General features: G+C 59.0%; 14 protein-coding genes and 1 pseudogene. 3 read left to right on the top strand and 12 right to left on the bottom strand.

The features are described 5' to 3' along the window. Position 1: 1 nt before the first annotated feature. Positions 2–187, top strand: a pseudogene (locus PH552_RS02825) (FMN reductase); the annotation flags it as partial. A 121-nt stretch (positions 188–308) separates the two neighbouring features. On the opposite strand, the gene glgX reads toward PH552_RS02825, so the two are convergent. Both glgX and treY read right to left on the bottom strand, forming a co-directional pair. Beyond that, on the bottom strand, positions 309–2,378 hold the full coding sequence (gene glgX, locus PH552_RS02820) for a glycogen debranching protein GlgX (RefSeq protein WP_285165463.1): 2,070 nt from the start codon (positions 2,376–2,378) through the stop codon (positions 309–311). A gap of 96 nt (positions 2,379–2,474) precedes the next feature. Beyond that, complete coding sequence (treY, locus tag PH552_RS02815; protein WP_183761797.1) at positions 2,475–4,949, bottom strand: malto-oligosyltrehalose synthase; 2,475 nt, start codon at positions 4,947–4,949, stop codon at positions 2,475–2,477. A 91-nt stretch (positions 4,950–5,040) separates the two neighbouring features. Here treY and treZ point away from each other — a divergent pair, with 91 nt between their 5' ends. Next, positions 5,041–6,840, top strand: coding sequence for a malto-oligosyltrehalose trehalohydrolase (treZ, locus tag PH552_RS02810; RefSeq protein ID WP_483315462.1), 1,800 nt, complete (start codon positions 5,041–5,043; stop codon positions 6,838–6,840). A 62-nt stretch (positions 6,841–6,902) separates the two neighbouring features. Here the strand turns inward: treZ and PH552_RS02805 are convergent, their stop codons facing one another. The 7 genes from PH552_RS02805 to PH552_RS02775 all read right to left on the bottom strand — a co-directional run bounded on the left by PH552_RS02805 (position 6,903) and on the right by PH552_RS02775 (position 18,685). After that, entirely contained in the window at positions 6,903–7,253 is a 351-nt protein-coding gene (locus tag PH552_RS02805) for a response regulator (RefSeq protein WP_112341918.1), read from the bottom strand. Between the two features lie 123 nt (positions 7,254–7,376). After that, positions 7,377–9,614, bottom strand: a complete 2,238-nt coding sequence (gene glgB, locus PH552_RS02800; protein WP_285165462.1) for a 1,4-alpha-glucan branching protein GlgB — start codon at positions 9,612–9,614, stop codon at positions 7,377–7,379. Further along, on the bottom strand, positions 9,611–12,904 hold the full coding sequence (gene treS / locus PH552_RS02795; RefSeq protein WP_285165460.1) for a maltose alpha-D-glucosyltransferase: 3,294 nt from the start codon (positions 12,902–12,904) through the stop codon (positions 9,611–9,613). The genes glgB and treS overlap by 4 nt, the downstream gene beginning before the upstream one ends. A 1-nt stretch (position 12,905) precedes the next feature. Further along, on the bottom strand, positions 12,906–16,118 hold the full coding sequence (locus PH552_RS02790) for an alpha-1,4-glucan--maltose-1-phosphate maltosyltransferase (protein WP_145646677.1): 3,213 nt from the start codon (positions 16,116–16,118) through the stop codon (positions 12,906–12,908). 428 nt (positions 16,119–16,546) lie between these two features. Continuing rightward, positions 16,547–16,855 (bottom strand): hypothetical protein, encoded by a 309-nt coding sequence (locus tag PH552_RS02785; RefSeq protein WP_169645262.1) that lies wholly within the window; start codon positions 16,853–16,855, stop codon positions 16,547–16,549. Positions 16,856–17,071: 216 nt separating this feature from the next. Continuing rightward, positions 17,072–17,713, bottom strand: a complete 642-nt coding sequence (locus PH552_RS02780) for an alpha/beta hydrolase (protein ID WP_285165459.1) — start codon at positions 17,711–17,713, stop codon at positions 17,072–17,074. 15 nt (positions 17,714–17,728) lie between these two features. Next, complete coding sequence (locus PH552_RS02775; protein WP_145645257.1) at positions 17,729–18,685, bottom strand: VOC family protein; 957 nt, start codon at positions 18,683–18,685, stop codon at positions 17,729–17,731. A 173-nt stretch (positions 18,686–18,858) separates the two neighbouring features. On the opposite strand from PH552_RS02775, the gene PH552_RS02770 reads away from it, so the two are divergent. Further along, positions 18,859–19,833, top strand: coding sequence for a LysR family transcriptional regulator (locus PH552_RS02770; RefSeq protein ID WP_285165458.1), 975 nt, complete (start codon positions 18,859–18,861; stop codon positions 19,831–19,833). A 94-nt stretch (positions 19,834–19,927) separates the two neighbouring features. On the opposite strand, the gene PH552_RS02765 is transcribed toward PH552_RS02770, so the two are convergent. From PH552_RS02765 to PH552_RS02755, 3 genes are read right to left on the bottom strand one after another with little or no spacing between them, the layout of a single operon-like run. Continuing rightward, positions 19,928–20,815, bottom strand: a complete 888-nt coding sequence (locus PH552_RS02765; protein WP_169645264.1) for an intradiol ring-cleavage dioxygenase — start codon at positions 20,813–20,815, stop codon at positions 19,928–19,930. A gap of 10 nt (positions 20,816–20,825) precedes the next feature. Continuing rightward, complete coding sequence (locus PH552_RS02760) at positions 20,826–22,580, bottom strand: FAD-dependent oxidoreductase (RefSeq protein ID WP_145645262.1); 1,755 nt, start codon at positions 22,578–22,580, stop codon at positions 20,826–20,828. Continuing rightward, positions 22,573–23,691 (bottom strand): branched-chain amino acid ABC transporter permease, encoded by a 1,119-nt coding sequence (locus PH552_RS02755; RefSeq protein ID WP_145645264.1) that lies wholly within the window; start codon positions 23,689–23,691, stop codon positions 22,573–22,575. The genes PH552_RS02760 and PH552_RS02755 overlap by 8 nt, the downstream gene beginning before the upstream one ends. Position 23,692: the final 1 nt, after the last annotated feature.

Genomic DNA, 23,692 nt, shown 5'->3' with positions numbered 1-23,692 from the left:
CCGCGTTCGCCCACTTTTCGGGTGCTTCATGGCACATACATTGCCGACCGCCATCTATGCGTCGGAAAGGGATTTCACTGACTACACCGTCTCGTCAGGACAACTGACCAAACGCATCGAGGAAGCAGTGGGCGAACTGGGCGCTTTCTTTCGCCCGTCAACGGCCAGTCATGCTGCCGCCGAGTGAAACGTTCCTAACGATTGTCGTCGTATTCCTATCTTGGCAGCGAGGATCGCCGCGCATTGAAACATGCCCGGCACATCTCTCCTTCACTGCGACGTGCATTGTCATTTCACCCACGCTTGTTTCAGGCTGGCCGCAAAAGTGAGAGACTGCGGGCTTCAAGTTTTAGAGTTTTCTTCTCAACTGCGCTTCGACCCTGCTCATCGAGGCAGGATGTCGACAGCTCCAGGGCCCAGCGTTTGTCATCCGGCAAGGTAAAATCGCCATCTCCGTCATGGGGGTTGAAAAGGAGTAGAACATCATCCCAGCCCTCTTCGAAGGGCTGCTTACGCGACAGGCGCAGGCCGATCGCCGTATTTGCTTCATCGTCCCATTGCTCATCCGTCTGCTCGCCGCCGCTCGGATTGAGCCAGGTGACGACCAGACCGTCGCGCCAATTTTCTCGTCTGAGGATGGAATGTGCCTGACGCAAGGCGATCAGCCGTTTGACGAAGGTATAAAGCGCTTCAGCGCTGCCATATCGATCGTCCCAATGCAGCCAGCTGAGTTCGTTATCCTGACAGTAGCCATTGTTGTTGCCCATCTGGCTGCGGCCGGATTCATCACCCGCGAGCAGCATCGGCGTACCATGCGATAGAAAGAGGGTCGCGAGAAAATTGCGCTTCTGGCGCTCTCGAACGGTATTGATGGCTTCATCATTCGTCGGACCTTCAGCGCCGTAATTGTAGCTGCGGTTGTCATTATGGCCGTCATTGTTGTCTTCGCCATTGGCCTCATTATGCTTCTCGTTATAGGAGACGAGATCATTGAGCGTGAAGCCGTCATGGGCGGCGATGAAATTGACGCTCGCCCAGGAGCGGCGGCCGCGAAGATCATAAACATCGCCCGACCCTAAGATGCGGGCGGCAAAATCCCTTGTCATGCCGGGTGTGCCCTTCCAGTAATCCCGCACCGTATCGCGATATTTGTCATTCCATTCCGCCCAACCCGGCGGAAATCCCCCAACCTGGTAACCGCCGGGACCAATGTCCCACGGCTCGCCGACAAGTTTGACTTTCGCAAGCACCGGATCCTGGCCGACCGCGTCGAAGAAACCGCTGCGCTGATCGAAACCCTGAGGTTCGCGGCCAAGAATGGTGCCGAGATCGAAACGAAAGCCATCGACATGCATTTCTTCGACCCAATAGCGCAGCGAGTCCGTCACCATTTGCAGCACGCGCGGATGCGACGTGTTGATCGTGTTACCGGTGCCGGTGTCGTTGATGTAGTAGCGGGCTTGGTCCGGCAGGGTGCGGTAATAGGAGAAATTGTCGATGCCTTTGAATGAAAGGGTCGGACCGAGTTCATTGCCCTCCGCGGTATGATTGTAGACGACATCGAGGATGACCTCGATACCGGCATCGTGGAAGGCACGCACCATGTCGCGAAAGCCTTCAAGGCCTTTCGGCCCGTAATACCGAGTTGCCGGCGCGAAGAAGGCAAGGGTGTTGTAGCCCCAATAGTTGCGCAAGCCCTTGTCGAGCAAGTGACTGTCATCGGGAAAGAAATGGATGGGAAGGAGCTCGATCGAGGTGACGCCGAGGCTCTTGATGTAATCGACGACCGCCCCGTGCCCCAGGCCGTCAAAGGTGCCACGCAACGGCTCCGGAATTGCCGGATGCAGCATCGTCATTCCCTTGACGTGCGCCTCATAGAAAATGGTCTCAGGCCACGCGATCGACGGCCTTTTATCCGGCGCTTCATTCTTGAGGTCGACCACACGGCATTTGGGCATTTGTCCGGCGCTGTCGGTCTCGTCGAAGGAAAGATCCTTTTGCTCATCATCCAGACCATAGGCGAACTGGGCTTGCGACCATTCGATGTTGCCGACAAGCTCGCGGGCATAGGGATCGACGAGCAATTTGCTCGCATTGAAGCGATGACCATTTAACGGATCGAACGGGCCATGCACGCGGTAGCCGTACAAGGCACCCGGCTTCAATCCAGGCACATAGCCATGCCAGATTTCATGGGTATATTCCGGCAGAGCGATCCGCTCGATCTCCTGCTTTCCGCTTTCGTCGAAAAGGCAAAGCTCCACCTTTTCCGCATAGGCGCTGAAAAGTGCGAAATTGACACCTCGTCCATCATAATTCGCTCCCAGGCGTGTGTAATCTCCAGGCTCGATCGCATGCCTCTTGCCGCCTTCCGTCATGGAATCCTCGTGATGTTGCTGCGCAGCAGAAACACCCCGTGCAGCGCTTTGTTCCGGCCTTGAAGCTGGACTACACATGTATAGACGCCGGGATCGTCACCGATCTCCCACGAGAAGCGATAGGGAATGATCGGCAAACAGCTGCGCTGCCAGAAGATTGCCGGCTGCAGAAGGCTTATCCGTCAGGAGATCGTATAGCGGCCCCTTGAGCTCTCGCGGCATCGTCACAGCGGTGTCTTTCCAGAAATCCGATGAAGGCATATCGACCAGGCGCGGCACGATCGTAATCGCTATCCCACGCTCATGAACGCGCGCGAAAGCCACGAGATTGGACGCTCGTGGCCCGCTGGTTTCCAAGGGCACATATTCGCCCTCGAGAAAAAGCAAGGGATGTTGATTACGATAGCGTAGCACCTTACGGATGACGTGCCGTTTCAAGGAAGCCGCATCCGACGCGAGGGGACCGGCCGCTTCCGTGTCAGTCCATAGATAGCCGACCGGTCTTCGATTGTCCGGATCGACTAAGCTGAAATCAAGACCCTCGGTACCCTGATAGATATCGGGAATACCGGGAGCCGTGAGCTTGATCAGCAACTGAGCCAGGCTATTGCGGAAACCAAACTCCATGAAAGGGCGCAGCGTCCGGTCGAAATCACGGATGAACTCCCGACTATCCTCCGAAAACGAGGCGGCGGCATAGGCCTGGACCGCATGCTCATAGGAAGGATTTTCATCCATCCAATCCGTCCGGAGCTTGGCTTCTCGGATGGCCTTCAAGGCATAGGCGCAAAACCGTTCCTTCAGTGCGCTCCGATCGGCCCTCTCGATGTCCTGCGGCCAGATGCCGGCAAGCGCCTGGTAAAGCATCCATTCGATATTGGGCTCAGGCGCAGGTCCATCGGCAAGGCTGGAACGAAAAGGAGAATTCATGTTGCGCCACCGCTCGACACCGGCAATCCAGGCATCAGTATCCTGCGTCAGTCCGTAGAGGCGGGCGCGGGCGTCTTCTCCCCGCTTGGTATCATGCGTCGAGGTCGCGGAAAGGCCGCGGCGTTGTCGCCGAAATCGATCGGTCATGAATTGATGAAAGGCCGCCACCGAGCCCGGCGGCGTATGCGGCTCGCCTCCGACCTCGTTCAATGCGATCAGGCGGTTATACCGATAAAACAGCGTGTCCTCGACTGCCTTTGCCATGATCGGACCGCTGAGCTGCTGGAATCTGGCTCGAAACTCCAGAGCTTCGGCTGCAGCAACATCCCCTTTCAGAAGGCGGCCAAGCGCATTAACGGCATCAATGGTCGGCAATCGGCTTCGGACCTTCTCGCAGGCACTCTCGATGACCGCCACGTCATCGGACGATGCAGCTCCCCGATAGCCGTAGGTACGGTAAACCGGGAAGGCGACCAGCAGCTCGCGAAGCGCCGCCGCTATTTCCTCCGTGTCGAAATCGGGAAAAATCGAACATGCCAGGCTCGCCAGACGCCTCGTCTCGTCGGCGAAATTGCGCTCGACCATCAACAGCTTCGCCCTGCGCAAACCTGCGGCAAAGTCGGCATCCTCCTCGCTGACGGACCTGTAGGCTTCATCCAGCTTGCGCAATCCCTCCTCGTTCACGAAGAGATCGGCCATGGCGGCGATGAATTCGTAGCCGGTCGTTCCCGACACCGGCCAATCCGCCGGCAGCGTCTCGCCAGGGGCAAGGATTTTCTCGACTACGATGAACGTGTCCGGGCCGACAGCTTGCCGCAAATGCTCGAGATAACCCTTCGGATCGGCCAGTCCGTCGATATGGTCGACGCGTAATCCTTGGACCTGTCCGGCGCGAACCAATTCGATGATCAGCCGATGCGTGTCGTCGAAGACCCGCGCGTCCTCCACGCGCATTCCGACCAGACCCGCCACCTCGAAGAAGCGCCGATAGCTGAGGTTTTCGGCGGCATCTTTCCAATAGAGCAATTGCCAATGCTGTTCCGCGAGCAGTTTTCTCATCGCGGCCGCATCCCTCGAAAATGCGCGCAACCGCTCCGCATCCATTCCTATGTCCGCTGCCAGCCGCTCGGCACTTTCAGCCGAGAGCGGAAGCAGATTGTCGAAATAGGCCAAATAGATGCGCCCATCCGCAGGCTCGTAGCGAAGATCAAAGTCCGCCCCGGCCAGGCTTTCCTCGAATGGGTGTCCCAGAAGCGGCAAGGTAAGCTTGCGTCGCCAGTCGATATCGAAATGGCCGGCATAGGCACTGCCCGATCCTCGCTGCAACACGTCCCGCCACCACGCGTTTTCCACGGAAGCGGCCATATGGTTGGGAACGATATCGAGGATCAAGCCCATGCTCGCCTGCTGCAAGGCCATGCAGAAAGCATCGAACCGCTCGCGACCGCCAAGCACCGGGTCGATCTCGTTCGCATCCGTGACATCATATCCGTGCGTCGATCCCTTTTTCGCTGCAAGGATCGGCGAGGCATAGACATGGCTGATACCGAGATCTTTCAGATAGGGAACCAGCTCCGTTGCCTTGTCAAAGGTGACATCTCCGCGAAACTGCAGGCGATAGGTGGACGTTAAGACGGTCATGGCTTCCTCGCTGCGTCGGGGGGCTCTGAAGAACGGAACTGAAAGAGATCTGTTCCCACCTCAGGAACCGTTCCCGTCAAGATGTGTTGGAATGCAGGAAAATTTCAGCGTCATCGACGGACAGGGTGTCATGCAGCAAGGCTTCGCATTTGGACCACAAATCAACGAAAATGCGGTCTTGTTCCGCCTGTGGGCGCCCTTGGCGGAGCGCGCGCTCGTCCGCATCGAGCAGCGCGGGGAATGGGCCATGCGGCGGAGCCAGGACGGGTGGCATGCCGTCGAAGTCAAGGATGCGCAGATCGGCGATCGCTATAAGTTCGTGCTGGCCGATGGGTTTGCCGTGCCGGATCCCGCCTCGCGCTTTCAGCCCGAAGACGTTCACGGCCCGAGCGAGCTGATCGATCCAACGTTCGCCTGGCAAACGCAGGGATGGAAGGGACGCCGCTGGGAGGAAATCGTCATCTACGAACTGCATGTCGGCGCCTTCACGGAAGCTGGCACATTTCTGGCGGCCGTCGAAAAGCTCGACCATTTGCAACGCCTCGGTATAACAGCCATTCAACTCATGCCGCTTTCGGATTTTCGCGGCCGATATGGGTGGGGCTACGACGGTGTTTTACCCTATGCGCCGGATAGCAGCTACGGCCGTCCCGAGCATCTAAAAATGCTCGTCGATGCAGCCCATGAGCGTGGCATCTGCGTCTTTCTCGATGTGGTCTACAATCATTTCGGGCCGGACGGGAACTATCTGCCCCGCTACGCGCCGATATTTGGCGACCGGCACGAAAGCGTCTGGGGCAAGGGCCTGAACTACGATGGCGAAGGCAGTCGTTTCATCCGCGATTTCGTCATCGAAAATGCAATCTACTGGCTGAGCGAGTTTCGGATGGATGGTTTGCGGCTCGACGCCGTTCACGCGATGAAGGACGACAGCGATCCGCATATCCTTCTCGAACTTGCCGGTCGCGTCAGAAGCGCCTTCCCTGAACGCTATGTCCATCTGATCGTCGAGAACGAGGATAATGACGCGGCTCTCCTCTCTCGCGGCGAAGACGGTAAGCCGCGCCACTTTACGGCACAGTGGAATGATGACATCCACCACGCTCTTCATGTAGCGGCCACAGGCGAGATCTTCGGCTACTATCAAGACTATGCCGATTGGGGACCACGCCTGAGCCGCGCGCTTGCCGAAGGCTTCGCGTTTCAGGGGGAGCATATGCAGTATCGAGGCCGGCCAAGAGGATCGCCGAGCGCTGGCTTGTCACCATCGGCTTTTATTTCTTTCATCCAGAACCATGACCAGATCGGCAATCGGGCACGCGGCGATCGCATGATTTCCTCCCATCCGATCGAGGCGATAAAGGCCATTGCAGCCATCTATCTTCTCTCGCCGCAGATCCCCATGCTGTTCATGGGTGAGGAATGGGGCGCTGCCGATCCCTTTCCCTTCTTTTGCGACTTCGATGAGGAGCTCAACGCCAAGATCAGGCTTGGCCGCAAGGAGGAACTGAAGCGCCTGCCCGGCTTCGAAGCGGAGGATGTGTGCGACCCGACGGCCGAAGCTACCTTCCGAAGCGCGAAATTGCGCTGGGATAAAATGAATGAGAACCCGGGAATTGGCCACTATTACCGGCAGCTGCTAAGGCTCAGACATGAAATAATCGTGCCGCTCCTTGCTGAAGCGCATAGTTGCCCGGCCACCTATGATCCGGACGCCTCTCCCGTCCGAGTGCGCTGGCAAACGGGGTCCACACACCTTCATTTGGCAGCCAACTTGTCGAACGCGCCAGTCGTTTTGAAAAGACCGACCGAGGGACAAGCATTTTTCTCGTCGGGCAGCACAGCCGACAACCGGCTGGGACCGTGGGCCGTTGTTTGGAGCCTGTCCTGAGCCACGTTCAAGTTGAACGACAAGCTTGCGCCGCTCTTCGAAAACCTTAGAGGTCCGCGAGTTTAGACTTGTAGGCGCTCCGCCTTCTCCAAGGCGTCGAGGATCACTTTGTCGGTAAATGGCTTGCCAACTATTCCGACTGCTCCTTCGAGGCCGTATCCAACCCGTTCGGGGCTGCCGGTCACAAAGATGACTTTTATCCCGAACCGATCCGTCAATCGGCGGGCGAGTCCCGCTCCGCTATGGCCATCGGCCAAGCCGAGATCCACGAAAGCCACCCGTGCCTTTGACGCGTAGGCCAGGGCCTGCTCCGCCGTCATGAAGGGACCTACGACTTCGTGGCCGGCTTCGATAGCAATACGCTCCAATTCGAGTGCCACCAAGGGCTCGTCTTCGACGATCATGATCTTCATTAGCAACCTCCTCGTGCAACAAGAGACAGATCAAATTGGAAGAAAGATGGTGTCCGCTACCCGACAGTTCCGTCGAATGCGCCTCCGCGACACTATTGTCCAACCTCCAAAGACAGCAGACTTTCAGGATTGTTCACCTCCCCTCGTCGCCTCTTCGGGATCAAAGACAAACATCGCCGTTGAAAGGGGCGCGAGATCGAGGAGAAGAGACTGGCGGCGCCCATGCGCAGGAAAATCGCCGGCAACACGATCGCCAGAGCCGATACCTGCTCCGCCATAAACAGGGTCATCGGTATCGAGTATCCGCCGCCAGAGGCCGGAAAAAGGCACGCCTACCCTGTATCCGCCCCGGAAAACCGGAGTGAAATTCGAGACGATCAGAATGGCCGACCGCCGCCCGGCATCAAAACGCAGCATTCCGAAAACCGACTGTTCGGCATCATCTGCAACCGCCCACTCAAAGCCGTCCGGCACGGTATCGCCATGCTGCAAACAGGGAAAATACCCGTAGATCCGGTTCAGATCGCGCACCAGCCGTTGCAGGCCGGCGTGAGACGGTTCATCGAGGAGATCCCATTCCACGGAACTGTCGTGGCTCCATTCCGACCATTGACCGATCTCGCCGCCCATGAAGAGAAGCTTCTTACCGGGGTACCCCCACATGAAGCCGAAAAGAGAGCGGAGATTGGCCATCTTCTGCCACTGATCGCCGGGCATCTTAGCGAGCATCGAGCCCTTTCCATGTACGACTTCGTCATGCGAAAACGGCAGGATGAAGCGCTCGCTATAGGCATAGATCATGCCGAAGGTCATCGAACCATGATGATACTTTCGATAGACTGGGTCGTCGGACATGTAATGGAGCGTGTCGTGCATCCATCCCATATTCCACTTCATGTCGAAGCCGAGCCCACCTTCCGCTACGGGTTTTGTGATGTTCGGAAAAGCGGTCGATTCCTCGGCGATCATCAGTGCATGCGGACAGCGTTCGTGAACGATGCTGTTCAGATGCTTGAAGAACTCGATGGCTTCCAGGTTTTCGCGCCCGCCGTAGCGGTTCGGGATCCATTCGCCTTCCGGGCGGCTATAGTCGCGATAGAGCATGGAGGCGACGGCATCGACGCGCAATCCGTCCACATGATAGCGCTCAAGCCATTCGAGCGCGCTCGCGATCAGGAAGCCTTTGACCTCGTTGCGGCCGAGATTATAGATCAGCGTGTTCCAGTCGCGATGGAAGCCCTCTCGCGGATCTTCGTGCTCATAAAGCGCGGTGCCGTCAAAACGCGCCAATCCCCAGACATCCGTCGGAAAATGCGCCGGCACCCAATCCAGGATGACACCGAGCCCTTCCTGGTGGCAGCGATCGACGAAATATGCGAAATCTTCGGGCGTGCCGTGGCGCCCGGTCGGCGCAAACAGGCCGAGTGGCTGATAGCCCCACGATCCGCCAAAAGGATGCTCCATGATCGGCAACAGCTCGATATGGGTGAAACCCATTTCGCGGACGTAGGGAATGAGCCGCTGCGAGAGTTCGATCCAATCCAGCGCGCGGCCGCCATCTTCCATGTTGCGCAGCCAGGAGCCGGCATGGACCTCATAAATCGAAAGCGCCTTGGCGAAATGATCGGTGCTTCGGCCATTGTCCATCCAGCCATGATCGTTCCAGCGGAAAGGCTCGGCCGAAGCCACCACGGACGCCGTCGATGGCGCCGGCTCCGCGGCCCGCGCGACCGGATCGGCCTTTTGCGGAAGCAGGGTGCCGAAGCGATCGAGAATCTCGAACTTGTAGCGTTCGCCGTCCGTGATATGCGGAATGAATATCTCCCAGACACCTGCCTGCGGCCGGAGCCTCATCGGATGGCGGCGTCCGTCCCAGGCGTTGAAGTCACCGACTACGGACACCCGGCTTGCATTCGGCGCCCAAACCGCAAAGCGCACGCCCGCGACATCGTCGATCGTCATCGGATTGGCGCCGAGAGCTTCGCTGAGATTGTAATGCGTGCCCTGCGAGATCAGGTGGAGATCCAGATCGCCGAGCAACGGCGCGAAGCTGTAGGGGTCGGCCATCACCTGGACCGCATCGGGCCATTGAATTCTCAGATAATAGGCGTTGCGGTCGGCAAGCATCGCGCCGAACAAGCCTGCCGGATGGATGAGATCGGCCAATGCCAGAACGCGATCGCTGTCTCGATCGAGGATTTCAACGCGCAAAGCCCCCGGAAGATAGGCCTTGACGCTGTAGCGGCCGTCCACACCTTGGTGCATGCCGAGGATCGAAAAGGGATCTCCGTGCCTCCCCTCCACCAGGGCATGTATCGAACCCGCATCCACTCCGCTGAGAATGTCGGCAACGTCGCTCATGAGCGGCTCTCCGAAAGTCGGGCTATGATGGCGGCAAGTCCGTTCAGCGGGATCGGTAGCCACTTCGGACGGTTTCGTGCCTCGTAGGCGATCTCATAGGCGGCCTTTTCCAGAAGAAAGATATCGATGATCCGCCGCACCTCGGCGGGCGTTTTCGGCAAATCGGGCGAAGCCGCCAATGCCTCGATATAGGACGTCAGAAAAACGAGCTCCGCATTTTCCGCGAAGCGCTGGATCACCTGTCTGCGGCGGGCATCATGATGATCCGAAATAGCGTCGTTTTCGAGCATGGCGGTTGCCGAGAGATAGTCGAGCGACCGCAGCAGGCCGGCAGCGTCGCGCAGCGGGCTCGTCTTGGCGCGACGCTCGGCGAGATTGCGCGCCGGCTCGCCTTCGAAATCGATGATAACGGCATCGCCTTCGGTCACCAGGATCTGGCCAAGATGGAAATCGCCATGCGCGCGCGTCAGCAAAGTGCCTTTCGCCTGGTCCGCCAGCGCACTGGCAAGCTCGATGATCCTGTCGCGTTCGGCAAGCAGCAAGGATATTTGCTCTGCGATCTCCGGCTCGACATTATCTTCAAGGCCGGTCAGCTTGGAAAAAGCATAGGTGATCTCGCCCGTTACGGTTTTGCGAATGCCGGCGATATCGCGTGTATCCGCACGACGTGGCGCAAAAGCTTCGTCGTCGGTCGGCTGCGCCAGCAAGACATGCAATTCTCCGAGGCGTTCGCCGACCATGGAAATGAAATGCAGAAGAGGCTGCAGCTGCTCATCGGCTGACTCGACTGCAGCCTCGGTGATCACGATCTCGTCAGCGGTGCGGCGCAGATTGGACAGCATCCAATTCCAGGCATCACCCTGGTTACGGATCGCGCCTTGCACGATGATAAGCGTCGATCGGCGACCTTCGCCGTCGGTCCGAGCGACCTCGCCCAGAAGAGGCGCAGTATGCTCATAGCCATGTTCCGTCAAATAGCGCGTCATCTCGACTTCCGGATGGACGCCGACGAAGACATGGCGGATCAGCTTGATCATTGCCAAGTCGCCCACGAGCAACGAGCTGTTGGATTGTTCGGCCGAAAGCCAGCGGATCGGCATATCCTCGGTCAAGGCCAGGCAATCGAGCCGATCGGTACCAATGAATTCGATCATGCCTGTGCGTCCGCTGACCGTCGAGCGGTCGCACAGGCCCTGAAGGATGCCGCGCGCCATCATCTCGACGGCAAATCCATCGGTCAGGAATCCAACCCGCCTGCCCTGCCGGATACGGGCAAGGGAAAGCTGCTGGGCGAGCACGTTGGTCGCCGTATCGTCCCATTCAGCTGCGAGCGGCAATTGATAGCTTTCCACATGATCCGGCAGCACGACCTCGATCTCTCCGAGCACGACGCCGTCGGCAAAGGGTATCGGCGTCGCGGAAACGAGCCTCGCCTCCTGCAGGGCCTGGTCCTTGGCGCCGAACCAACGGCGCTTCGCAAGATAGGCCGGCAGGATATCCCTGCTCAGCACCGCAGTGTGATGCGGCAGCTCGGCAAGCTCCGTCAGGCTGCGCCGGATAACGATCGTCACCAGATCGACAAGTTGCTCGGGCGGTGCCGTGCGCCAGCCTGGTCCGTCGGCGTCGGCATTCAGCTGGAACCAGAAGAAACCATAAGGGGGCAATGTGAGCAGGTAGGTGAGTTGCCCAATCGGCGGGAACGGCGACATGCCCGTCAACTCCACCGGAACCCGCCCTTCGAACTGCTGCAGATCAAGCTCGACCGCCTGGGGAACGCGCGACAGGTTTGCGACGCAAAGAATGACCTCGTCACCATATTCACGCAAATAGGCCAGAATCCGCCGGTTGGCCGGTGTCAGAAAGCGCAATGAGCCTCGGCCGAAGGCGCTGTGGCGGCCGCGCAGCGCCAGCATTCGCCGCGTCCAGTTCAACAGGGAATGCGCGTCCGCCACCTGTGCCTCGACATTCAATGCCTCGAAGCCATAGAGCGGATCGGCAACCGGCGGCAATACGAGCCGTGCCGGATCTGCGCGCGAGAAGCCACCATTGCGATCGGGTGACCATTGCATCGGGGTGCGTACCCCGTCCCGGTCGCCGAGATAAATATTGTCTCCCATGCCGATCTCGTCGCCGTAATAGACGATGGGCGTTCCCGGCATGGACAGCAGCAGCGCATTCATGAGCTCGATACGGCGGCGGTCGCGTTCCATCAATGGCGCCAGCCGCCGGCGGATGCCAAGGTTGATGCGGGCGCGCTTGTCGGAGGCGTAGGTCTCCCACAGATAATCGCGTTCAGCGTCGGTGACCATTTCGAGCGTCAACTCGTCGTGATTTCTGAGGAAGATCGCCCATTGGCAGATTTCGGGGATTTCCGGCGTTTGACGTATGATGTCGGTGATCGGGAAGCGGTCCTCCTTGGCAATCGCCATGTACATGCGCGGCATCAGGGGAAAGTGGAACGCCATGTGGCATTCGTCGCCGTCGCCGAAATATTCTCGCGTGTCCTCCGGCCACTGGTTTGCCTCGGCAAGGAGCAGCACGCCGGAATGTGTCGCATCGAGCGCCGCGCGGATCTGTTTGAGGATCAGATGGGTTTCCGGCAGGTTTTCGTTGTTGGTGCCCTCGCGTTCGACAAGATAGGGGATCGCATCGAGGCGGAAGCCGTCGATGCCGGTCTCAAGCCAGAAGCGCATGACATCGATAATTTCCTTCATAACCAGCGGATTATCGAAATTGAGATCTGGCTGGTGCGAATAGAAGCGGTGCCAGTAATAGGCGCCCGCCGTCGGATCGAATGTCCAGTTCGACTTTTCCGTATCGAGAAAAATGATACGGGTCTCGGAAAATTTCAGGTCGGTGTCCGACCAGACGTAGAAGTCTCGCTCGGGGCTTCCGGCAGGCGATTGCCGCGCGCGCTGGAACCAGGGATGTTGGTCCGAGGTGTGATTGATGACAAGCTCGATAATCACGCGGATATTGTGTTCATGCGCCGCTGCCACGAACTTCCGGAAATCCTCGAGTGTCCCGTAGTCCGGGCTGACGTTGCGATAATCGGCGATATCATAACCGTCGTCGCGCCGAGGCGAGGGAAAGAACGGCAGGAGCCAAATGGCATTCACGCCGAGTGCAGCTATATAGTCGAGCTTCTGGTACAGGCCTTCGAAGTCGCCGATGCCATCGCCATTGGCATCGTAAAATGACTTGATGTGCAGCTGGTAGATGATCGCATCCTTATACCATAGTGGGTCGTCGGCAAGTTTATCGCTCTCGGCCATGTGAACAGTGTCCATCTCAGACCTCCCCTGCCCTGACGCGCCAGATGGCAAAGGGCAAATGAGCTGGATCGAGCCTGATCATCTGCCACTTCCCGGTACGGCTGAATCTTTGGCCACTGACGAGATCCTCGAAAACGATTGTGCCATCGTCTGCCAGGCCGAACCGCCAGAGCGGAAATTCGACATTGCTTTCCTCTATCGCATGCGGATTGAGCGTCACGGCGACAAACAGAACGTTGTGGCGTCCGGCGCTTGCCTTCTCGAAAAACATGACGTTGGGGTTCGACGAGGGCAGAAAGGTCAGGCCGAGATGCGAATGCAGCGCTGAATTATCCCTGCGAATGCGGTTGAGCATCGAGATCTCCGCCTTGATGTTGCCCGGTCGGTCGTAATCCCAGGCGCGGATTTCGTATTTTTCACTATCGGCATATTCCTTGCGCTTGGCATCCGGACGTCCTTCGCAAAGCTCGAAACCGTTATAGACGCCCCAAAGCCCGGACAGTGTGGCGGCCAGCGCGGCCCGGATGAGATAGGCAGAGCGCGGCGCGTTCTGCAGGAAGTCCGGGTTGATGTCGTGCGTGTTGACGAAGAAATGCGGGCGAAAGAATTCTCTGACCTCACTTCGAGTAAGCTCGGTCAGATATTCCTCCAGCTCCGCCCTTGTGTTGCGCCAGGTGAAGTAGGTGTAGGACTGGGAGAAGCCGACCTTTGCCAGCCGGTACATCACCTTCGGTCTTGTGAAGGCTTCCGAAAGGAACACGACCTTCGGATGACGCGCGCGGATGTCGCCGATCATCCACTCCCAGAAGGGAAAAGGCTTGGTATGGGGGTTATCGACGCGAAAGATGTCGACACCTTCCTCGATCCACATTTCGACGATGTCGCGAAGTTCGGCCCAAAGTGCCGGCACCGCCTCCGGCGCGTAAAAATCGACATTGACGATGTCTTCGTATTTCTTCGGTGGATTTTCCGCATAGCGGATCGTGCCGTCGGGGCGCCAGTCGAACCAGCCCGGATGCTCCTTTAGCCACGGATGGTCAGGGGAGGCTTGAATCGCTAAATCGAGCGCAATCTCCAATCCGAACCGCTTGGCTTCCGTAATCAGATGCTCGAAGTCATGGAATCCTCCAAGCAGGGGGTGGATTGCCTCATGCCCGCCATCCTCCGAACCGATTGCGTAAGGACTGCCCGGGTCAGTTGGAGCGGCGATAAGAGAATTGTTCCGGCCCTTGCGGTTGGTATGGCCGATCGGGTGGATCGGCGGGAAGTAAAGCACGTCGAAACCCATATCGCGGATGGCCGGCAAGCGTGCGATGACGTCTTCGAAAGTGCCGTGGCGATTGGGGTCCCCGCTCTGCGAGCGTGGAAATATCTGATACCAGCTTGCAAAGGCCGCCTCGCGTCGTTCGGCTTCGATACCATAGGTCCGCGAGTGCGAGGCAAAGGGACGGCGGTCGGCGAGCGCCATGAGTTCGTTTGTTCGTGTGGCAAGCAGCAATTCAAGCTTGCCTGGCCCATCACGCCTTTCAAGCTCGGCAAGCAGCGCCGCGAGTTCTGTCCTGGTTTCGTCTGTCATCGGTATGCCGTCATCGGCTGCAGCATCCCGGATCAATTCTTCGCCTTCGATCAGCTCCAGCCGCAGATCGAGCCGCGCTTCGCTCTTCTTGAAAAGCTCGTAGCGAAAGATAGCGAAGGGATTTTTCCAGGCTTCGACCTGGAAATCGAAACGCCCGAGGCGATCGAGCAGGAAGAACCCCTGCCATCGATCGTTTTCGGAAAGGACCATTCTCGCTCGGCGCCACTCAAGCTCATCGCGAGCGCGGTAAAGAAGGGCGGCCGACAGCAGATCATGGCCATCGGCAAAGATGTCCGCCTCGACGATCACGGTGTCGCCGACGATGCGCTTGACCGCAAAACGTCCGTCATCCACTTGCGGCGTAATATTTTCGATGGCGATGCGCGGAGAGGCTGTCGCTTCTGCGAGGGACAGCTCCCCTTCGTCAGCCGTAACAATAGAGTGGGCCTGCGTTGTAACGGCACATACGGCACCGGGAGCGATCCTGCGGCCGCCGGACACCTCGATAGGCAGGAAAGGCGAGGCCAAGCGATGCATGATGTCGTCAGGGAGTTCCGCGACACGACGCAGATCTCTGTTGACAGCGAGAAGCCGCGCATGCGCTGCCTCCCGCAATGTGGACCGATCGGCCTGCGCGATCACCGTGACTTGGCTCGTTGTGTCACATTGAAGGAGCACCCATCGGGTGGACGCACGTGGAACGGAATTCAGGTCGCGTATATCGGCCGAGATATCGTAGGCTCCCTCGGCTTTGAGGACACGCAAACCCTTCCCATGACCATATGTCGGATCGAGCGGCAGGGTGGCGCCGAATTCGAATCCCATCGGCACAAGCAATCCGTCGCCGAGTTCGGCTGCAAGATGGAGAGCACGGCGTGATTTTCGCTCGCGGATTTCCCTGCTTTCGGTGCCATGCGCCAGTCGCCTTCCAAACGGCGCTTCCGGAAAGGCAATCTGTGGCCCGAAAGGGAGCTGCAGGCGATATTCCTCGAGGAACCAGCTTTCGCGCAGATCCCACCAAGCAAGCGACGAAAAGGCCCCATCGAACCCGCAGTCTTGCAATTCTGAACGAAAAGCGAAATCAGTTCCCGGGGTATAGGCAAAGAATCTCGTTTCCGGATCGGCGATCTTTGCGCTGGCGATCAATCGTCGCCAACCCTCAGCAGGCAGGCTGTCAAGGCCAATGACCCGATACCCCATGATCCCGCAGGACGCGAAGTCTGCGAGGTGCGTTTCCCATTCGCCGGTCACCTCGCTCGAATATGGCGCGCGGGACTGAGATGGAGAGCCCGGCGATCGCCGGGGGTCGAGAGGGGTCGAGACCCCTGTTCTTACATCGCGCGGCTTTACCGCGAGATCGAGCATAAGCGCTACACCCCGCTCGCGCGCATCTTTTGCCAGGGCGAAAAGACCCTCCTTCACTTCGTCTTCAAGTCTGGCCTCTGCATCCGATCGCTTATAATTCTCTGTGGAGCAAAGACCGGCACTCCTCGTGTCGAGGAAGGGCGGGGCGGAAAGCACGATATCGAAACCGAGCGTGCTTGCATGATCAAAAGCTTCGCTCCATTGGTCTCGCCCAGTTAGGAGCAACGGATTTACATAATAGATCCGCGGATGGCTAAACGCCCCGGCCGACTCGGCTGCAAACGTCATCAGTCTGTTCTCCACGCATCAGGCGGAAATAAATTGTCCCTCCCGGCGATACCAAGACCAACCATCGAACGACTTGCTTGTTCCCTCCAATCGAGCAACTTCCATTTGAACAACCCAGTCATAAAGGCGCATCGTTCCCCATTCAGACGAACGTGCTTTCACTTCAGTTCACAATAGATTGGCTAAAAGCGTTCGCGCGTTTCCTCTTCAGGCCAGCCGTCGCCGTACATTGCCCACAGCAGTCTGCTTTCGACCCTATAGCGTCCCGCGGGTGCGATACGATCTGGGTCATCGAGAGTACATGCTGTCATGCAGAGGAGGTCGTCATCAAACCAATGCAGGAAAAGCAATGATCCACAGACAGGACGTAAGCTGCTCAACAATCGGTGAGGAGCGATGCTGCCCTGGATTGGGGTTGCCGGCTATGCTCAGCGGCTCCATACATGCAGTGCACCGGCATCTGCGAGACTGCGTTTGACGGTGGCGGCCTGGCTTGAGGCGATATCCGCCGAGACCTCGATCTCGCCTGCAAGCAGTGCGTCACCGCGAGCCCCCTCATCATGCGAGGCATCTCCACCCGAGGGCGCTGAACCTGCAGTGTTGCGGTCGCTTGCCGACTGAACGAAAATGTCCGGCCTCGAAATTCCATGCTGCTGAACCAGATGCTCGACGGCAAGATCGGCTGCCTGACGTGTTTGGAAAGTGGCTCTGATCGTTGTGGTGCTGTTGTCCGCCATTGCTGTCTCCTTCCGATGAGGGTCACAGCATCAAAACGCTTTTTCGCCCTTGGAGTTTCCCTAAACTTGTAGTTTCCCTAAGGCCCGCAAGGCATGGGCTTGTTCCAATTCCAAGATCAATTGGAGCGCCAAGGAATATAAAGGGACCAAGCGCGGCTATCTCATCAACCAGAGTACTGAGCGAGGGGTGCTTGACGAAGATCGAAAGATCGCATTCTAAAGTATTACGCGATCACCGCCGGCAATCTGCGAGAGCATGTTTTCAAACTCACCAATTTCCTGGGCCGACACCTCGTGCGCGCGGTCGGGCACGACGTCGCAACGCAAACTCGCTCGTGCCCGCGCGAGACTTTCGGCAGCATCGGCGAAAGCGTCGACAGGGATCCAAGGATCCTTGTCGGACCCGGTCAGATAAACCGGCATGCGATCAAGGTCAGCAAAGGGTCTGTCGCACTCCGTGGTGCCGACTCGGCAGCCGGTAAGATTGACCATGGCACCCCGCCATGGCCCATATTTCATCGCATATTCCAAAGCCAGGCACGCGCCCTGGCTGAAGCCGCCGATCAACAAAGGCGTCGCGTGGCGACGACGGGTCAATTCGTCGGCAATGCCGCGAATATAAGCCAGCGAGCCTTCCAGTTCCTCTCGCGTCGCTGGCGTCAGCCGCTCCGTCGCCCGCGCTCCGTACCAGCTTCTGCCGGCAGCACGCGGCAGCACAAAAGCCACGCCCCACGGCTTAAGCCGACCAATCACCTGCTCGTGCATGTCTTCAGGCGACTGGGTACGCCCATGAATGAAGACGCAGTGGACTTGAGCCTCCTCGGGCGTAGCGCCGAGCAGGAGAGGTTCATGATGCATCGCCATCGCTCCGGCTCAGAAGTTGGCCGGTTCCAGGCCGGCGATCAGCTCTTCGCGACGGTTCTCGAACCACGGCGGGAAGACCAGCGTGGTACCGATCCGGTCGGCCGGTTCGTCAAGCGCCCAGCCGCCCTCGACCGACCAGGCGATCTCGAACAGCGCGCCGCCCGGTGAGCGGACGTAGCAGGACTTGAAATAGTTACGATCCTTCTGGTCGGAAACGTCCGTGAACCCCAAACCCTCCAGATGCGCCTTCAGCTGCAGCTGGTTCTGTTCGTCGCCAGTGTTCAGCGCCAGATGATGAATGGTACCGCCGGCAAGCGTCCAGGTGCCCTGCGGGCTATTTGCTTCATGCAGGATTTCGACCATGCTGTTGGGACCGTTTGCGTTCGGGACGGAGAACATCAGTCCCTCATTGCTGTCAGCCTCCTTTTTCATCGACAGGCCAACTGTCAGGAAGTCATCCATGGCGGTGCGATCGAACACGGCAATCGCCGCGCCGTAAATGCCCTTGATACCGTGCTCCGCCGTGACCCCTTGCGCCTCGTTGACGATGGGCGGCCGGTTGTCTGCAGGGCTTTCGACAAGTTCATGCGGAATGCCGCAAGGGTGTTTGAAGGCCACGCGCGCGATACCGAAGCGCGATATTTTCTCAGCCTCGATACCACGGGCATTGAGCCGCTCGACCCAATAGCCGGACGCGCCGGCAGGGATCGCCTGCTGGATGATCTTCGACTGGTTCGTTCCACGGCGGCCAAAAACGGCGGGCTTGCGGAACGGAAAGGTCGTGATGATCGTCGAAGCCTCGCCGCTGCGGGATCCGTAATAGAGGTGATAGACGGGGATGGTGCCGTCGAACAGCACGGTGCGTTTGACCGAATAAAGGCCAAGCGCTTTGGTATAAAAATCGTAATCCTCTTGCACGCCATCGGTGCAAAGGGTCAAGTGATGATAGCCGCTGACAAGTGCCATCGTTCTCCTCCCGTGAAACAATCGATCGTCCCGGGCCGCGGCCCTCCTCCGCTTTCTCCCCGTCGATTGGCAATCAGGCTCTCAGCCGCTTGCCAACCACTCAACACCTGCAAATATAGCCGATCTAAAACGACTGTTGATGAGATTTTTCATAAATACTATAGCATTTTGCTATGAAGATTGTGGAACATCACCTTGTTCAGCTTGCCGCCGTCATCGAAACCGGAGGCGTGACGGAGGCCGCCGCCATGCTTGGCATGACACAGTCGGCCGTGTCGCGGACCATCTCCATCCTCGAAAAGCGTGTAGGTGAGCCACTGTTCGTTTCCGGGCGCCGGCCGATGCAGCCGACGCCCCTTGGCGAACAGCTTGGCCTGCAAGGCAAGGCGATTCTCGCGTCCTCGCGCAAGGCGATGGAGATCATCCGCAGCTTCAAGTCGGGTTCGTTCGGCCGCGTGCGGATCGGCGGCGTTCCTTTCTTCATGGATGCGGTTGTCTCGCCCATGATCGCCTCGTTCCAGCACGATGAGCCGGGGATCATGGTGCACCAGTCCTACGGCAACTATTCCGACCTTGTAAGCGAGCTCGAATCCGGCCAGATCGATGTCGCGGTTACACCGACGGGCTCCACCGACCTTCGCGCTGACCAGCAGTTCGAACCACTGCTGCCTGCGCGAAACGTGCTGGCCTGCGGTGCGGGCCATCCGCTGATGCGCAAACGCAATCTGGCAACGGAGGACATCCTCAATTATCCATGGGTCGCTCCTCTCCCCGGCTCGCCGCTGGTACTGGACCTGCACAATATTCTGCTCACGCTGGGAATTGAGGAAGTTTCGATCCGTTACGCCGGAGGCTCCCTGATGAGCGTCTTGAACTATCTGGTCGGAACGGACGCCCTGGCAATCCTGCCGCTTTCCGTCGCTCACTCGTTCCGGTGTGAAAACAGGATTAGCGTCATTCCGCTTGACATCCCGCAGCCGCAGCGCGCGCTCGGGATTATGACGAGAACGAAGCCCTATTCAAATCCGGCCGCCCGCAAGCTTATTGGACATCTGCGGCGCGAATTCTCCGAGCTGCGCCGGTCGGTCGAAAAGCACGAGCAGGAAATCCGCTGGGCCCACGGCCCTTTCATGGCCGAGCGTGAATGAAAGGGTCCGGCCCGAGCGGCCGTCGCCGCAATCGGCTGCGTGAGGCCGAAGCACAGGTTGTCGCGCTCCGGCCTTTTCGCGTCGCCGGCAAAGCCTAGCCCGGTTTCGAGGGTGCCAGCACGAAATCGTATTCGACCTCCCAGAACCAGCCCGGAAACTCCAGCTCGTGAGCCCGCGCCGCATCGTCGACGCGTTTGAATTCGGCCAGCAGGCTTTCCTTGACGCCGAAGACGGCGTCGGAGTTGATATAGGGATCGTGGGGGTCGAATATATGTGTCGTCAGCGTCTCGAACCCGTCGGCCTTGAGGATGAAATGCAGGTGGGCCGGGCGATAGGGATGGCGGCCGAGTCCCGCCAGGAGCTTGCCGACCGTACCGTCATCGGGGATCGGATAGAACTTCGGCTTGATCGCCCGGAACCAGTAGCGGCCGTCCTCGCCGGTGCGGAACACGCCGCGCAGATTGAAGTCGGGCTGAATGCCATTCTGCTGCACGTCGTAGAAACCTTCGTCGTTGGCCTGCCAGACGTCGAGCACGGCATTGGCAACGGGTCGGCCGTCGATATCGAGAATGCGGCCATGAATGACCATATCCTCGCCTTTCTGATCGAGGCAGATATTGGCCCCCATCGGCAATTCGGGCGCGTCAGCGACATGGAACGGTCCAAGCACGGTCGATTCCGACGCACCCGACGGCTTGCGGTTGTTGATCGCATCGACAAGCATGGACACGCCGAGCACGTCCGAAAGCAGGATGAACTCCTGCCGCCACTCGTTGCAGAGATGACCGGTCTGGGTCAGGTACATGATCGCCTTGAACCATTCATCCTGCGTCGGCTCGATTTCCTTGACCGCCTCGTGCAGCTTGCGCGTGATGACCTCGATCACCTGCTTCAGCCGCGGATCACGCGCGTTGGCATTGCGCCCGGTGACGACCTCGACGGAGTTCTCCTCCGTGAAAAATCCCTTTTCATGCGTTTCCATAGCGAAAATCTCACAAAGCTAGAACAAAGGACAGCGCGCGACGAAGCTCCGCCACGGGATCCTGCGCGATGGTTTCGCGACGCCAGCAGACATGTTGGTCGGGTCGCACCAGAACGATGCCGCTGTCGCGGACCTCGCGCAGATTGGCCCAGTCGCCGGTCAGATCCTGCCAATGCTGGCGCGGCCCGATGATATGGGCCTCGATGTCGAGGCGAAGCTCACGGCCGAGCAGCTTCGCTGCCTCGACCCAACCGCGGCCGCCAATGCCGGTAAGCACCGTAAAACGGCCCTTGCCGCAAAGATCGAGCGTCGAAGCCTTGGCACCGTCATCGGCAAAGATCCAGGCATGCGGCAGCCGCGCACCCGGCCAGGTGGTCGGCTGGTAGTGCAGCTCCGCATCTTTCTCGAAGGCCGGCTCGGGCTCACCGTCGGCGAGAACGGCATCCGAGCGATAGCGCTGGTTCATTTCGACGCCGTGGGCATCGAATTCATAGACCTTGGCTGCGATCGCCTGACGGATGGCAGCGCGCTGCGTTTCGGCTGCCAGCGTATCGTCGCAGCGCGCATCCATGTTCTGCTGCATTTTCACGGGGTCGATGGAATCGAGCAGGCCAAGCGCCTTGAAGATCGGCCCGAACTCCTCGATCGACTTGTTGGCTCTGGTCACGATCTGCTTGGCGATCGGGGCGCGCTCATGCTGGTAGCTGTCGAGCAAAGCGGGACCAGCCTTGCCTTTCAACACATAACTGAGTTTCCACGCGAGATTGAAAGCATCCTGGATCGACGTATTGGAGCCCAGTCCGTTCGATGGCGGATGCCGATGGGTGGCATCACCCATGCAGAAGACCCGGCCGTTCTGCATCGTCGTTGCATAGAGATTATTGACGGTCCAGGTCGAAACCGACTGGATTTCCACCGCCAGCTCGTGGTCCCCGACGAGGTCGCGCACCACCTTGGTGGCGAAGGCCGTGTCTACATCCGGTGCCGGCTGGTTGATGTCGTATCCCCAGACGATCAGCCATTCATTCCATGGCCGAACCATGCGCACCAAGCCCATGCCGATGCCGCCGACGTCGGCGCCCGGCTGGACGACCCAGTAGAGCACCGAGGGGCGATGGGCGACGTATTTCGAAAGATCGGCTTTAAAGAGAATGTTCATCGATCCGCCGACGCCCATACGGCCCTCGAAGCTGAGCCCTGCATCTTCCGCCACCTTGGAGTTGCCGCCATCGGCGCCAATCAGGTATTTGGACCGGACCGTGAGCTCCGCGCCTGTGAGCCTGTCGCGGCAGGTCGTCGTTACGCCGTCGGCGTCCTGTTCGTGGCGAATATATTCGGTCGACATCCGCGCCTGCGCGCCGCGCGAACATGCCGTCTTGAAGAGCAACGGCTCCATGAAGGTCTGGGGCAGATCGTTCATGTGCGAGGGGGACGACAGCTGATGCTCGGCCCGGCTCACCGGATGCGTTCCCCAACTGCGCATACGCCCGATCTCTTCGCCAGCAAGCGAGGTGCAAAAGACGTTCTGACCCATCAAATCCTGCCCGGTGGCAAAGAGATAGGCCTCGTCCTCGACATCCCTTCCAAGATCGCGCAAAACCTCCATCGTGCGCTGGTTGGTGATATGCGCGCGCGGCGTGTTGGCCAGCCAGCGGTAGCGGTTGATGACCATAGTCTCGACGCCGTAGCTGGCAAGCAGTGCCGCTGAGGCCGAGCCGGCAGGGCCTGTCCCTATGATCAAAACGTCGGTATTGATGTCAGCCATGCGGCCCTCCCTTGATAGTCCTGGTCAATGGTCCACCGGCAAGGATGCGGCGAACGGGAAAAAGTTGAAGTCCGGTGCGCTCGGCAAATAGGCCCCACAGTCCCCGCGGGGCAAACAGCATGACGGCAATGCCGAGAAGGCCGAGAACGAGCAGATACCAAGAGCCGTAATCGGCAAAAAGCTTCTGCAGAATGAAGAAAACGATGACGCCGACGATCGGTCCCTCGATCGTGCCGATGCCGCCAATGACGACGATGAAGATCACATAGGCGGTCCAATCGGTGACCGAGAAGGCGGCATCTGGCGAGATGCGCGCTTTTTGCAGGTAGATGAGCGCGCCGGTCAGGCCCGTGACGAAGGCGGCGGCGAGATAGACGGCAAATTTAATGCGGTTTGGATCGATACCGACCGATCTTGCCGCCTCGCGGTTGTCACGCACGGCGGCAAGCCCCAATCCCTGCTTGGAACGCAATAGCCGATAGGCAAAGCCGATGGCGGCAAACGCCAGCAAAAGCGCCAGCCAATAGCACACCATATCCGCGGCCTGGGCAGGCCGCACACCGAACCATTCGGCAGCAAAGCGGGTACCCGGCAGATCGCGCGTGATACCGGAAGGCAGCGATGTTCCCGTGCCGCCGCCGAGCGCCTTCCACTGCGCCAGGGACAGCCGCGTTACCTCGGCGATCACCCAGGTACCGATCGCGAAATAGGCACCGTGTAACCGGAAGACGAAAAAGGCCGTCGGCACGGAAAGCATCATGGCGGCAAGCCCGCCGAGCACGATCGCGACAACAGGATTGAGCCCGCTGAGGATGACGGCAGCGGACATGACGTAGGCCCCGAAGCCGACGAAGGCCTGCTGGCCGACCGAAACGAGCCCGGCATAGCCGGCAAGCAGGTTCCAGCATTGCGCGAGCGTCAACATCGTCAGGATGAAGAACAGGTCCTGAAGTGCGGCGCGTGGCACGAAAAAGGGAGCGGCAACGCCTGCTGCAACCATTGCAACGATGAGAATCACCGCAAACGACGAGGCGCGGTTGCGCGTCGATACGGTCCAGCTGGGCGGCGGCGCGGGCGAAGCGGAATCGGAGGAAAGCCTGTCATGCACCATC

This window comes from Rhizobium aureum, assembly GCF_030182495.1.
GTDB lineage: Bacteria > Pseudomonadota > Alphaproteobacteria > Rhizobiales > Rhizobiaceae > Rhizobium > Rhizobium tropici_C.
The sequence above is the reverse complement of the archived record's forward strand: the minus strand, read 5'-3'. Positions and strand labels throughout refer to the sequence as shown.